The organism is Collinsella sp. AM43-1 (assembly GCF_003467925.1).
Taxonomy (GTDB): Bacteria; Actinomycetota; Coriobacteriia; order Coriobacteriales; family Coriobacteriaceae; genus Collinsella.
The window spans coordinates 60,206-72,773 of sequence record NZ_QSFR01000002.1 but is presented as its reverse complement, the minus strand read 5'-3'; the positions used below and the strand labels follow the sequence as shown (position 1 = coordinate 72,773).

Annotated in this window: 10 protein-coding genes and 5 tRNA genes; 2 read left to right on the top strand and 13 right to left on the bottom strand. The window is 58.3% G+C overall.

Features of this window, described 5'->3' with window-relative positions; all coding sequences use genetic code 11:
* Complete coding sequence (locus tag DW925_RS01345; RefSeq protein ID WP_117647938.1) at positions 1-1,239, bottom strand: sensor histidine kinase KdpD; 1,239 nt, start codon at positions 1,237-1,239, stop codon at positions 1-3.
* A 25-nt stretch (positions 1,240-1,264) separates the two neighbouring features.
* Complete coding sequence (locus DW925_RS01340; protein ID WP_117790243.1) at positions 1,265-1,960, bottom strand: response regulator transcription factor; 696 nt, start codon at positions 1,958-1,960, stop codon at positions 1,265-1,267.
* 199 nt (positions 1,961-2,159) lie between these two features.
* On the opposite strand from DW925_RS01340, the gene DW925_RS01335 reads away from it, so the two are divergent.
* A complete protein-coding gene (locus tag DW925_RS01335) occupies positions 2,160-3,500 on the top strand; it encodes a D-alanyl-D-alanine carboxypeptidase family protein (protein ID WP_158565720.1) in 1,341 nt (446 codons plus the stop codon).
* A 320-nt stretch (positions 3,501-3,820) separates the two neighbouring features.
* Here the strand turns inward: DW925_RS01335 and DW925_RS01330 are convergent.
* From DW925_RS01330 to serS, 7 genes are all read right to left on the bottom strand, one after another.
* Positions 3,821-3,911, bottom strand: a tRNA-Ser gene (locus DW925_RS01330).
* A gap of 92 nt (positions 3,912-4,003) precedes the next feature.
* Positions 4,004-6,445 carry a lipopolysaccharide assembly protein LapB gene (locus tag DW925_RS01325; RefSeq protein WP_117790202.1) on the bottom strand — a complete coding sequence of 814 codons (2,442 nt, stop codon included), beginning with the start codon at positions 6,443-6,445 and terminating at the stop codon, positions 4,004-4,006.
* Positions 6,446-6,798: 353 nt separating this feature from the next.
* Positions 6,799-6,875 (bottom strand) — tRNA-Arg (locus DW925_RS01320).
* 189 nt (positions 6,876-7,064) lie between these two features.
* Positions 7,065-7,141 (bottom strand) — tRNA-Arg (locus DW925_RS01315).
* Between the two features lie 353 nt (positions 7,142-7,494).
* Positions 7,495-7,571, bottom strand: a tRNA-Arg gene (locus DW925_RS01310).
* Positions 7,572-7,648: 77 nt separating this feature from the next.
* Positions 7,649-8,026, bottom strand: a complete 378-nt coding sequence (locus DW925_RS01305; RefSeq protein WP_117645937.1) for a hypothetical protein — start codon at positions 8,024-8,026, stop codon at positions 7,649-7,651.
* Between the two features lie 173 nt (positions 8,027-8,199).
* Entirely contained in the window at positions 8,200-9,483 is a 1,284-nt protein-coding gene (gene serS / locus DW925_RS01300) for a serine--tRNA ligase (RefSeq protein WP_117790201.1), read from the bottom strand.
* Positions 9,484-9,594: 111 nt separating this feature from the next.
* Here serS and DW925_RS10160 point away from each other — a divergent pair, with 111 nt between their 5' ends.
* On the top strand, positions 9,595-9,768 hold the full coding sequence (locus DW925_RS10160; protein WP_168170424.1) for a DUF6724 family protein: 174 nt from the start codon (positions 9,595-9,597) through the stop codon (positions 9,766-9,768).
* 157 nt (positions 9,769-9,925) lie between these two features.
* Here DW925_RS10160 and proC read toward each other — a convergent pair whose 3' ends face one another.
* The 4 genes from proC to DW925_RS01280 all read right to left on the bottom strand — a co-directional run bounded on the left by proC (position 9,926) and on the right by DW925_RS01280 (position 12,561).
* Complete coding sequence (gene proC / locus DW925_RS01295; protein ID WP_117655499.1) at positions 9,926-10,696, bottom strand: pyrroline-5-carboxylate reductase; 771 nt, start codon at positions 10,694-10,696, stop codon at positions 9,926-9,928.
* Between the two features lie 74 nt (positions 10,697-10,770).
* Positions 10,771-11,241: a 23S rRNA (pseudouridine(1915)-N(3))-methyltransferase RlmH gene (gene rlmH, locus DW925_RS01290; protein ID WP_035136824.1), complete on the bottom strand. Its 471-nt coding sequence runs from the start codon at positions 11,239-11,241 to the stop codon at positions 10,771-10,773.
* Positions 11,242-11,247: 6 nt separating this feature from the next.
* The gene (locus DW925_RS01285) at positions 11,248-12,186 is read right to left on the bottom strand and encodes an SPFH domain-containing protein (protein ID WP_117757556.1); all 939 of its coding nucleotides are present in this window, start codon (positions 12,184-12,186) and stop codon (positions 11,248-11,250) included.
* A 288-nt stretch (positions 12,187-12,474) separates the two neighbouring features.
* Positions 12,475-12,561 (bottom strand) — tRNA-Leu (locus tag DW925_RS01280).
* Positions 12,562-12,568: the final 7 nt, after the last annotated feature.

Genomic DNA, 12,568 nt, shown 5'->3' with positions numbered 1-12,568 from the left:
CTATGCGGCGGGCAGCTCGATGGTGAATATCGTGTGTTCGGGCGTCGATTCACATGCAACGGTACCGCCGTGTGCCGCGATGATCTCCTTGGCAATAGCAAGGCCCAAACCGGCACCACCGCGATTGGTCGCACGCGCCGCATCCAGGCGATAGAACTTCTCAAAGATCACCTTGAGCTTAGCCGCAGGGATAGGATCGCCCTGATTGATAAAGCGCACGCGCACGCCGCCATCGTCTTGGCGCCTGGCCTCAATCGTGATAGTCGAGCCCTCATAGCTATAGGCGACGGCGTTTTTCATGATGTTGTTAAACACGCGGGCCATCTTATCGCCATCCACGAGCACCGTCAGGTCCTCGCGAATATCAACCTGGGCTTCCTTATGTTGCTCGTTGAGGATGGGATAGAACTCGTCAGCCACCTGAGCCAGCAGCAACCCCAGATCAACATAGCCGCGCGTGAGCACGATATCGTGGAAGTCAAAGCGCGTGATATCGAAGAACTCTTCGATGAGTGCATCGAGCCGGTGCGCCTTGTCGAGCGCCACGCCCGTAAAGTGCGCACGTTGCTCAACCGGCAGCTCAGGAGCCTCTTGCAGCAGCGAAAGATAGCCCACCACACTGGCAAGCGGGGTGCGTAGGTCATGTGCCAAGTACGTGACCAGATCGTCCTTGCGATGAGACTCGTCACGCAAGGCCTGTTGCACCTTGCGCTCGCGATCGCGCACACGGTTGAGTGCGCCCTCGACCTCCAGGAAGTCGCCGTCGATGTTGTCCCAGGTGTCGGGGTGATCGATCAGGCGATCTTGAATACGAGCGGCCAGCACACAATCGGCATGCTGCTCGCCCTGCTCATAGCCCTGGTAGTACAGGGCGCGGCCGCAAAAGAACAGCACGCACACGGCAAGCGCCAGCACAAAGCCAAGCATGTTGAATACAAAGCCGGCATCGAACAGCACCGGCCCTTCGATGCCGCCGAGTGCCATGGCGCCAATCGCCAACGTCATGGCCCACGCGGCACCGCCAATCACCACGCAGCGGCGTACGATTTCAAATCGATCGATCAGCAAAAAGCCGACAAGCAGCACCGCCAAGATTCCAGCGATGTTATCGATGCCAATCAGCAGCAGGCTCAGCAAAAAGAGCAGCACCGTTGCAAGCGCGCGGTTGTCGACGACCGACCTCACGTATTCAAAGAGTCGATCGGGCACCTCGAATGCCTGCCTATCGTCTTTTGTCATATCCACTTCCCCACCATCAAAGGCGTTATTCGATTATGTAGCCGACGCCCCAGACGTTTTTGATAAAGCGCGGCTTTTGAGCGTCGTCACCGATCTTTTCGCGCAGGTGGCGAATGTGCACCATCACCGTATTGTTGGAGCCGGGCATAAAATCCTCGTTCCACACCGCGCGGAACAGATCCTCCACGGCCACCACACTGCCGCGATGCTCGACCAGATACAGCAAGATGGAATACTCGATGGGCGTGAGGCGCACCGGCGCACCGTCCACCATTACGGAACGAGCATCGCGGTTGATCTCCAGGCCGTCGAGCTGGATGGTCGGCGACTCGGCCGCCTGCGAGCGGCTACCGTAGCTGGTGTAGCGGCGAAGCTGAGCGTGCACGCGCGCGATGAGCTCCAGCGGACGGAACGGCTTAACCACGTAATCGTCCGCGCCAAGCGAAAGGCCCTCGATCTTGTCTTGCTGGGCATCGCGCGCCGTCAGCATGATCACAGGATAGGTATGGCCGGAACGGATCGTACGCAGTAGCTCAAAGCCATCGATATCGGGCAGCATGACATCCAACAGTGCCAGATCGAACTCCTGCTCCAGGATTGCCTTGGCAGCATCGGCCCCGCTATAGGCAATCTGGACATCAAAGCCCTCTTTTGTAAGGTAGATACCAACCAAGTCGGCGATGGCCTTCTCGTCATCAACTACCAAAATGCGCTCGTTCATGCGTGCTCCTCTCGCGCTCCATTATGCCCGAGGCAGCGCGCGCCACACACAACAAGCGTGGGCGATTAAGTCTACCTTAAGCTCCTATGTGTCCGTTCGGGCGCAGACATGGGCCGCGCACGCCCGCGCGCTGATTGTCCGCGCCAGCAAACGATATACTTTGAACTCTGAAGAGACCATCCCGTCGAAAGCGAAATCTGTGAAGACCCTTAGTTCTCTTGCAAAGCGCTCCGCGCAACTGACCGCCGGCATTGCCTGCGCTCTCGCCCTTGCTGCCGGTATGCCGTCTATCGCCGACGCCCAGGTGCTCACGACTGATATCGTTTGCGGTAAGACCGCCGACGCCCGCGGCATCACGGCCGATAATCTGCCCGATATCGATGCGACCAACGCCATCGTCATGAGCAAGGACGGTTCCGTCTATTACGCCCGAAGTGCCGACGAGCAGGTCAAGATCGCCTCAATTACCAAGGTCATGACCGCAATCCTGGCCATCGAGAACTGCAAGATGGACGAGAAGGTCACGGTGAGCAACGCCGCGGCAACCGTGGGCAATTCGACCGCCGGTCTGCTCGAAGGCGACGAGCTCACGGTGGAGCAGGCCCTGCGCGGCCTGATGATTCCCTCGGGTAACGATGCCGCCATCGTACTTGCCGAGCACGTGGGCAAAAAGATCGACCCCAAGACCAAGGACGCCGTGGCCACCTTTGTAAAGGTCATGAACGAGCGCGCTAAAAAGCTCGGCTGCACCGGCACGGTCTTTGAGAATCCGCACGGCCTGGATTTTGACGAGTGGGCCGGCGATATGCACTCGACTGCGCACGATGTGGCCCTGATGATGCAGGAGGCAATGAAGAACGACACGTTCCGCGAGATCGTGGCGAGCGATGATTCCTGGATTGAGGTCACAGGCGCCGACGGTTCCGACCATTCGCATTCCATGGATACGCACAACGAGCTGTTGGGTCAGGACGGCAATATCGGCGGCAAGACCGGCACTACCGACGATGCCGGCTACTGCTTTACGGGAGCCTACAACCGCGATGGAGACGAGACCTACACCGTCGTCTTGAACTCCAGCACCACCGATCAGCGCTTTGCCGACACGGCCGCCCTTGCCAACTGGTACTACGGCCACAAGGTGACGGTTGCAATCGCCAACACGCAGGAAAAGACCGCCAACGGCAACCCACTTATGGCGCGCATTGGCCAAACCGACTGGACGGATAAGACGATCGACGCCACGCTCGCCGATCCTACGGCGCAAGCGACCGTGTTTTCCCTTGCCGGCGAGGTGACCGAAAAGGTTAGCTACGACGATCTTTCGGGCACGGTGCATGTGGGCGACAAGGTGGGCAGCGTTACGCTCAAGCAGGATGGCACCAAGATCGCCGTCATGGACCTGGTTGCCGACGAGGAAGGCGCAGGGCCGAATCCCATTGAGTGGCTACTCGTGAAGCTCGATCGCTTGGGCCGCCGCATCGACAACCGCCCGCTCACGACAGAAAGCGAGACCGTCGCCAAGGCGCCCGAGGTGTAGTGCGCAAGAATAATAAGCCCACTGAAGGGAGGCGTCCGAAAGGATGCCTCTTTTTTTGAGGTTCGAATCCCCAGCTAACGTGGTTCAACTAAAAAAGGGTCCCTTTCGGAACCCTTCTTTAAAGTCTTACTGGCGGAGAGCTGGGGATGTCCGGGCATGCTGCGCATGCCCTCCGGCTTCAAAGCCTGGCGGCTTTTCGCCCACGGGCTACAAACGCTTTCGCGTTTGCTTAACGCCCGTGCCCTCTCGGGTTCGAATCCCCAGCCGCCATTCTTGATAATAAAAAGGGCCCCAAATGGGACCCTTCTTCAAATTCGTACTGGCGGAGAGCTGGGGATTCGAACCCCAGATGCCCTTTTGGGGCATACTCGCTTAGCAGGCGAGCACCTTCGGCCTCTCGGTCAGCTCTCCGTAACAGCCGTTCTATAGTAACCAAATAGTCGAAGTTGGGCAAGAGGGAATTTTCTAATTGCCTAGCAGCCTTTCCTTCTTGAAAGCTTCGCCTACCCCAGCGAGCGGTTGAGGGAGCCGAGCTCGTCGTTGCCCATGGTGCGCCACATTTGGAAGATACAACCGCGCGCCAGGAAAAAGAAACCGTTGTCGACCAGTTGCACAGCGGCATCTGCCAGCTGATTCGTCACGGCGGACACTGGCGGCAGCTCTAGTCCAGCCCTGTGGATGGTCTCGACCGCTTCCTCGAACGTCGGAGGCTCGCTGACGCCCATCTCGTTCATAAGGCCCTGCATTTCTTCCAGCGCGCTGCTGCCCGACTCCTCGCCGCGCGGCACCAGACGGTAACAAGCCAGCGCCAGGTCGAGCTGATCGCAATTCCAATAGGCAAACGCCAAGCGATAGAACAGGTAGCCGATTGCAGAACGATCGCTGGCAATACGTAGGCCGTGGCGCGCCACCTCGATAATCTCGTCAAAGCGCTCCAGACGCGCAAGCACGTTGATGAGCGCAAAGTGCGACTGCATGGACGAGCGCGCCAGATCGTAAAGATGGCGCACCTCGGGCAGTGCTCGTTCAAAGTCCTCTTGCTCGGCGTAAAAGCTGCAGATCTCGTGCTGGGCAAAGTACAGCGCATCGGGCGCACGAAGGATTCGCACAGAGCGGTCTTCTTCCAACACCGGTAGCACCATGCGCACCAGCTGGTTATCGCAAAACTGCGTTTGAGCCGGACCTGTCGCCAAAAGCTCGGCGACGGCGCACTTAGCCTCCAACTCCTCAACAAGACGAGAAAAGCCTTCAAAAGCACCTGTACGGTCGACTTTTGCCTGCTCGCGCAATTCAACAACACGGGCCACGTATGGGTCGTCGTCCTCTTCCATGACCTCCAGCTCGTCAGCCGTATCGGCAAGCAGTAGATCGCGCAGCGCCCGCGGCAGCATGCGATGGTCATCACGCGGACGAGCATGAACCTCCGCAGGTTCAATCGTCTCCGGAGCGGTTGACTCATATGCCTCAAGCACACGCTTGCACGGCATATCGTCCATGTCCATGCTCTCAAGATCCTTGGCGACAGGCACGCAATCGGCCAGATAGGCCGCGCGCCCAAAGAAATACGTTGCGACAACGCACTCGCCCTGCTCACTGTCGGGAGCAGCAATCTGCACATAGCAGCGCGTGATGCAGGTGCCCGCGGCAAAACACGCTGCCGCAAGCGTGAGCGCCACGCGCGCATCGTGCTCCGCAGCCCAGATCGCGCGCGTGTCCTCGTCCAACTCGCGCCAGGCGTCATCTTGAGCGTCGTATTCACGTTGTGGCATAGCATCAACGACAGACTGCCCAAACCGAACGAGCATGATCCCCTCGGCAACGTTTGCCCGATAGGTATAGTCGAGCCGCGTGACCACGTTAAGTGCCTCGACAATACGCGCGAAGCGGGTACGCACATCCCACTCACCGCCCGGCTGGCAAGCCACCGTACCCGGTTTGCCCCACGGGTTATCGCTCGAGGCCGTATCGAGCAGTCGGGGAACATCGTTGGTCGTCTTGGCGATATGCCACGCATCAAAGAGCGCGCAGCCCTCAAGGCTCGGCGAGGATGCCGCAGGGACCAATCCGGCCCCGATGTGCTCAAGGATGGCGGAGAGACGGTTAAGACGGCACTCGATGGCAAGCAGCATGTCAATCTCGTCCTGGTCCAGCAGGCTGCGATCAAAATTGAGATAGAAAAGCTTTGAGCGATCGATGCGAGCCAGGCTCATCTCGGACTTAGCGGCGATGGTGCGCAAGCGGGGCAAGTCAATTTCACTCATAAGGGCGGCGGCATAGCGCTCGATACCGCTCGGATTCTCGGCATGGTCAATGCGGTAAAGCAGCGTCTCGATAGCATCAGGGAGCGGTGCCGTGTTAAAGCCCAAAAACACCTCGACCGGCTCGGGCAACTTTACGAGCTTGATCTTGTCGACAACGTTTTGCATACCCTCGTCGAGTCCGTCGGCGTCCGCCGTGCTCGCAATGGTATTTTCGGAGTCAGCGAATATCACGTAGCGCAGGAACATCGATGCCATGAACTCACCGTAAGGAAGGGAGCGGGTCGAATTCCATGTCTCGTGGTCGGACTGCTCGCGCATGGGGCCTTCGGGAGAGCCGACGGTTCGCGCGCACGCGCGCATTGTGCCGTTGGCTCCCCGAACCACAATCTCACCAATACCGGAGTCCGACTCGTCAAGGACCAGTTCCATGTCGGGATCGTTGGGCAGCGGAGTCTCGCTAACGGGGCGGTCCACCTTGTACACCTCGCCCGAAACGCTTACGTAGCCCAAAAGCGACACATGACTTTTGCCAACGAATTCGACGACATAGCAAGATTCATGCTGATCCTCGCCAAAGAGTTTCCAGACTACGCCATATGAGCGTCCCGCAGGCTGCTCGGGCATCGCCGGAAAGCGCTTCTTGGGATCGAGAAACCTGAGCTTGTATGTCGGACGCTCTGCCACGAAATATCACCCTGATCGGTCGCTTGAAGAAGGAGTGGTCGCGAATAAGTCGCGACATCTACTCGGAATCTTACACGAGTCGACAGGAAATCGTCCCTTTGGACGAAAGCACTCAAGCTGACGCAAAAGAAAAGCCCCCGTTGCCGGGAGCTTTAATCTCAAATGGTGCGGCGTATAGGATTCCGCGCATCCGCTGCGCGGATCCGCACCGGCTTCGCCCGCCTGCCGGCGTGCTCGCCCGCGGGCTAAAAACGCTCCGCGTTTTCTTTACGCCCGCGCCTCGACCGAGGTTCGAATCCATGCGGTGTTTACGTAAAAGAAAAGCCCCCGTTGCCGGGAGCTTTAATCTCAAATGGTGCGGCGTATAGGATTCGAACCTATGACGTTCTGATTCGTAGTCAGACCCTCTATCCAGCTGAGGTAACGCCGCGACTTGTTGATTATTATGCACATGGACTGAATAATGGTCAAGCATTTTTTCAAAAAAAGTTATCGAATTTGATTTTTACTCATTTGATGCAGTCGATCGAATCGATACTTTCAAACACGGCGAAAGCAACTCCTCAAGTATGTCGACATATAAGAAAAGCCTCCGTTACCGGAGGCTTTAAAGTTCAGTTGGTGCGGCGTATAGGATTCGAACCTATGACGTTCTGATTCGTAGTCAGACCCTCTATCCAGCTGAGGTAACGCCGCAACGCACGGATTATTATGCACGCGAGCCCCCGATGGGTCAAGCGACAATTAGAAAAAATTTTACGGAGTGATAATTAAGTTGTTCGTGCCTCGACCGAGGTTCGAATCCATGCGGTGTTGCCATAAAAGAAAAGCCCCCGTTGCCGGAGGCTTCAAGTTCGATTGGTGCGGCGTATAGGATTCCGCGCATCCGCTGCGCGGATCCGCGCCGGCTTCGCCCGCCTGCCGGCGCGCTCGCCCGCTCGCTACGGACGCTCCGCGTCCGCTTTACGCTCGCGCCTCGACCGAGGTTCGAATCCATGCGGCGTTGCCATAAAAGAAAAGCCCCCGTCGCCGGAGGCTTTAAGTTCAAATGGTGCGGCGTATAGGATTCGAACCTATGACGTTCTGATTCGTAGTCAGACCCTCTATCCAGCTGAGGTAACGCCGCAGCGCAAGACATATAAAACCACTTTAGCTTATTGGAGTCAAGCATAATTTCAAACTTTTTTGTGGAACGCAGTCTTGTCATGCTGCTCCGCATATACCGCCATTCCCCGTACGATCGATTGGCTTTTCGATCACGTCAAACTTAGCATCAAGTTCCCTCAGGAGCGATCTCACCCGCTGGGCACAATCATAATCGGCAAACGAGATGCTCAACATGCGAGCAACCTGATTAGATGTCTGGACCCCATAGAAATGCTCTAGGGCCACAAGCCCCTCGTGCGCCACAAACGTCTCAACCACATGAGGCGACTCCTCGTAGCACCATTGCGTCAACGGCCCCTCGCTCGTCTGTCGAACCACCAGGCCACCCATGCCAGACGGCTCACACGTCACAAGCAGGTACTCCCCGCCCTCGTCGCTCTCAAACAAAACCACCCGATCATCAAACAGCTCCATCGCGTCCCCTTTCTCTCGCTCTTATTTAGCAAAAGCATAGCAGGTAGATGGCTGCATACAGAACAGTTGTTCGTGTGTTTTCTATTGAGCTGTCCGCACAGCATGGTATGGACCTGCGCACGAAATAGGGCGCCCCCGAAGGAGCGCCCTTGCTTATCGCCTATGCAGCCAAGTTACGCGACCGGCTCGATCTTCTCGAGGCCGCCCATGTAGGGACGCAGGACCTCGGGGATCGTGATGGTGCCGTCGGCGTTCTGGTAGTTCTCCAGAATGGCAGCCATGGTACGGCCAGCCGGCAGGCCGGAACCGTTGAGGGTGTGCAGGTAGCGCGAACCCTTGAAGTTCTCGGGGTCGCGATACTTGATGTTGGCGCGGCGAGCCTGGAAGTCACCGCAGTTGGAGCAGGAGCTGATCTCCTTGTAGGCGTTGTAGCTCGGCAGCCAGACCTCGATGTCGTAGGTCTGACGGGCAGAGAAGCCCAAGTCGCCGGTGCACAGGCTAATCACGCGATACGGAAGGCCCAGCTGCTGCAGCAGGTACTCGGCCTCGGCGGTCATGCTCTCGAGCTCCTCGTCGGACTCCTCCGGCTTAGCGAACTTGACCATCTCGACCTTGTCGAACTCGTGCTGACGGATGATGCCACGGGTATCGCGACCGGCGGAACCGGCCTCCTCGCGGAAGCAGGGGGTGAAGGCGGTGTAGCGGCGCGGCAGGGTGTCGGCGTCGAGGACCTCACCGGCGTGCAGGTTGGTGAGCACGACCTCGGCGGTGGGGATCAGGAAGTTGTCGCCCGAGACGTGATAGGCGTCGTCCTCGAACTTGGGCAGCTGGCCCGTGCCGAACATGGTCTGACGCTTGACGACGATGGGCGGCCACCACTCCTTAAAACCACGGCTGGTGTGCGTATCGAGGAAGAAGTTGATGAGGGCGCGCTCAAGACGGGCGCCGGCGCCACCGAGAACGGTGAAGCGGCTGCCGGAGAGCTTGTTGCCGCGCTCGAAGTCAAGGATGTCGAGGTCGGTGCCCAGATCCCAGTGCGGCTTAAAGTCGAAGTCGAACTCGCGCGGGGTGCCCCAACGACGGCGCTCGATGTTCTCGTCCTCGTCCTTGCCGTACGGCGTGGCCTCGCAGGGAATGTTGGGCAGGTGAGCCATGAAGTCGTACTGCTCCTGCTCGAGGGCGGTGCGGCGCTCGGCCAGACCGTCAATCTTCTCGTTGACGGCGCGCACGGCCTCCTTGGCGGCCTCGGCCTCGTCCTTCTTGCCCTCCTTCATCAGGGCGCCGATCTTCTTGGACTCGGCATTGCGCGTGGCTTGAAGTTCCTCAACCTCGGTGATGACGGCACGACGCTCGTCGTCGAGCTCAAAGAACTTCTCGCGATCCCAAGACGTCTGGCGGTTAGCCATGGCGACATCGATGACATCGGGGTTCTCGCGAACAAACTTGATATCAAGCATTAGATCCTCCGGCGATATACATTCCATTTAGGTTGCAACCTTGTACATGTATGGGCAAGTATATACTTATGAGCGTTTACGACCCAACTCAACTACGCAAGAAGGCACCCAATGGACGCAGTTTTTTCCTTTTTGTTTGGCACCCGCACCGGTTTTGCCATCCTTTTCGCCGGCGGCATCCTGCTGTTTGCGATTATTGCCTTTGTGATGGAGAAGCGCACCCATAAGATGTATGTCGACCGCGGCCCCAAGTCCGAGGACGAAGAAGACAGCTTCTGGGACTAACCTGCCAAAAAGGGGCAGGTTTATTTTGGTCGGTTTTATCTGGGCAAACGCAAGCGCCTCGCAACTGGAATTGAGCCAGTTGCGAGGCGCTTTTCGCTAAAAGGACAAAACCGCAGGAAAAACCTGCCAAAATAAACTGTCCCTTTTTTGGTCGGTTTTACTGGAGGGTTGCGTCGATTGCCTTGACCAGGGCGCTGCGCATGCCGGCGTCCTCGAGTGCAACGACGCCCTTGATGGTGGCACCGCCGGGCGAGCATACGGCATCCTTCATCGCCGCAGGATGCTGGCCAGTTGCAAGCTGCAGCTTTGCCGTACCCAGCACCATCTGGCTCACAATGCGATAAGCATCCGCACGCGGGATACCGTGCTTGACCGCCGCATCGCCCAGGGCCTCGATTGCCATGGCGACAAACGCCGGAGCGCAACCACCCACCGTGCCGCCCACAAACAGCAGGCTTGTGTCGAGCTCGACGACAGCGCCAAGCTTACCGAGCAGGTCGAGCACCACAGCACGCTGCTCGTCGTTAAGCGTCGAAGCCTTCTCGCAGGCGATGACGCCCTCGCCCACCGAAACCGGCGTGTTGGGCACCGTCGAGATATGCGCGACGCCCGGCAGGACCTGCTCCCACTTGGCACTGTCCCAGGTCCAGGCAACCGACAGAACGACCTTTTTGGCAAGAGCATCCTTGAGCGGGGCGAATACCTTCTCGATCATGTACGGTTTGACCGCAGCGACCACGATATCGGATGCGGCGACAACCTCGGCGGCATCGTGGCAGGCGACCATGCCGCGCACCTCGCAACGCTCGACCAAAGCATCGTAGCGGCCTGCGCAGGCGCACATGTCGCCCGCGGCCACGCCGGCGGCAATCCAGCCATCGGCCATAGCACTCGCCATATTGCCAAAACCGACAAATCCGATCTTCATATCACACAGTCCTCTCAGATGCGTTCCTCAAAAACGAAAGTCATTGTCCCACGCTATTGTTTCGTATTGCCGACCTACTTGTGATACGGCTCGCCACGGCTAATCTTGCAGGCGCGGTAGATCTGCTCCAGCAGCACCACGCGCGCCAGGTTGTGCGGCAAGGTAATGCGCCCAAAGCTGAGCATCTCGTCGGCGCGGGCGCGCACCTCATCACTCACGCCGTCCGAACCGCCGATTACAAAGGCAATGTCGCTACTACCTCGCAGCATAAGATCGTCGAGCCTCGCCGAGAGCTCCTCACTCGAACGCTCCTTGCCCTCAATGGCCAGCAAGATCACATGCGCTCGAGACGGCAAGGCAGCAAGAATCGCCGCCCCCTCCTTGTCACGCGCAGCATCCACACCGCCCGCCTTAGCCGGGTCGATATCGGCCACCTCGCGGATATCCACCTTGGCATAGGCACCCAGACGCTTGGTGTACTCAGCGCACGCGTCCTTCCAAAAGCGCTCCTTGAGCTTACCAACACAAACGACGGTGTATTTCACGCGCGCCTACTCCTTCGAATCGTTTTGAACTTTGCCGGCAGCCAGCATCTGCTCGAACATAGAGGCCGACTGCGAGAAGTCGCTCGGCAACACGACCGTCGAGTTTTTGCCCGTACGTGCGAACTCCGTCATCATCTCGGTCCACTGCGTAAACATGAACAGCTGGTTGGCCTCATCGTTGCCAACGCCTGTCTCCTGGATAATCTCGAGCGAATCCTTGATGCCCAACGCGATAGCTTTGCGCTGGTTGGCGATGCCTTCGCCTGCCTTTTCCATCGCCTCAGCCTCGGCGGTCGCCTCGGTGACGCGCTTGATGCGGTCTGCCTCGGCGAGCTCCTGTGCCGCAGCGCGCTTGCGCTGGGCGGCGTTGATGTCGTTCATGGAGTTCTCAACCTCGGTCGGCAGTGCGATTTTGGTGATGAGCGTCGACACGAGGGTGAAGCCGTAGGCGGCCATCTGCTCGGAAACGGTAGCGTTGACATCCTTGGCGATGTCATCCTTCTTGGCAAAGACCTCATCGAGTGTGTAGACAGGAATCGAAGAGCGCAGGGCGTCGGTGATGAAGTCACGCATCTGGTCGACGGGCTCCTGCAGCATGTAGTAGCTCTTGTAGATGCCCGAATCTGCCGGGCCGGCGCCCATGTCGTAGCTCACGTGGTACTGAGCGGAGACCTCAAGGCCGATGGTCACGTTGTCCTGGGTCTTAACGTCGATGCCAAAACCATTTTTCATGGTGCGCAGACTCACCGTGGCGGCCTTGCGGTCAATCACGGGCACCTTCACGTGGAAGCCCGCGTTGACGATACGATTGAACTTACCCAAGCGCTCGATGATCACAGCGTGCTGCTGCTCAACGACGTAGCAGGCGTTGGGGAGCAGCAACAACAGGATGATGATGGGAATCAAAAGGCTGGTAAGGGCGGCGATGATACCGGAAAACAGCATGGTCTCTCCTCTGATAGGCACACGTTGGCATTAGGATACCCGTCCAAGGAGATCGTGCATAACAAAAAAGCTCCCATTGCTGGGAGCTCTTTCAATCCATGGTGCGGGCGAAAGGACGTCCGCGTATCCGCTTCGCGGATCCGCACCGGCATCGGCCGCCTGCCGGCGTCCTCGCCAGCTCGCTAAAAACGCTCCGCGTTTTCTTTACGCTCGCTCCTTCACAGGTTCAAGTCCCTGCGACGGGCCCATAACAAAAAAGCTCCCATTGCTGGGAGCTCTTTCAATCAATGGTGCGGGCGAAAGGACTTGAACCTTCATGGGGTTGCCCCCATACGGACCTGAACCGTACGCGTCTGCCAATTCCGCCACGCCCGCGTGCAGG

Bases quoted from the DNA above. Each gene is read 5' to 3' on its own strand.
- DW925_RS01285 (WP_117757556.1), bottom strand. From the start codon at position 12,186: ATGCTGTTTTCCGGTATCATCGCCGCCCTTACCAGCCTTTTGATTCCC.
- DW925_RS01340 (WP_117790243.1), bottom strand. From the start codon at position 1,960: ATGAACGAGCGCATTTTGGTAGTTGATGACGAGAAGGCCATCGCCGAC.
- DW925_RS01345 (WP_117647938.1), bottom strand. From the start codon at position 1,239: ATGACAAAAGACGATAGGCAGGCATTCGAGGTGCCCGATCGACTCTTT.
- DW925_RS10160 (WP_168170424.1), top strand. From the start codon at position 9,595: ATGGACGCAGTTTTTTCCTTTTTGTTTGGCACCCGCACCGGTTTTGCC.
- proC (WP_117655499.1), bottom strand. From the start codon at position 10,696: ATGAAGATCGGATTTGTCGGTTTTGGCAATATGGCGAGTGCTATGGCC.
- serS (WP_117790201.1), bottom strand. From the start codon at position 9,483: ATGCTTGATATCAAGTTTGTTCGCGAGAACCCCGATGTCATCGATGTC.
- DW925_RS01305 (WP_117645937.1), bottom strand. From the start codon at position 8,026: ATGGAGCTGTTTGATGATCGGGTGGTTTTGTTTGAGAGCGACGAGGGC.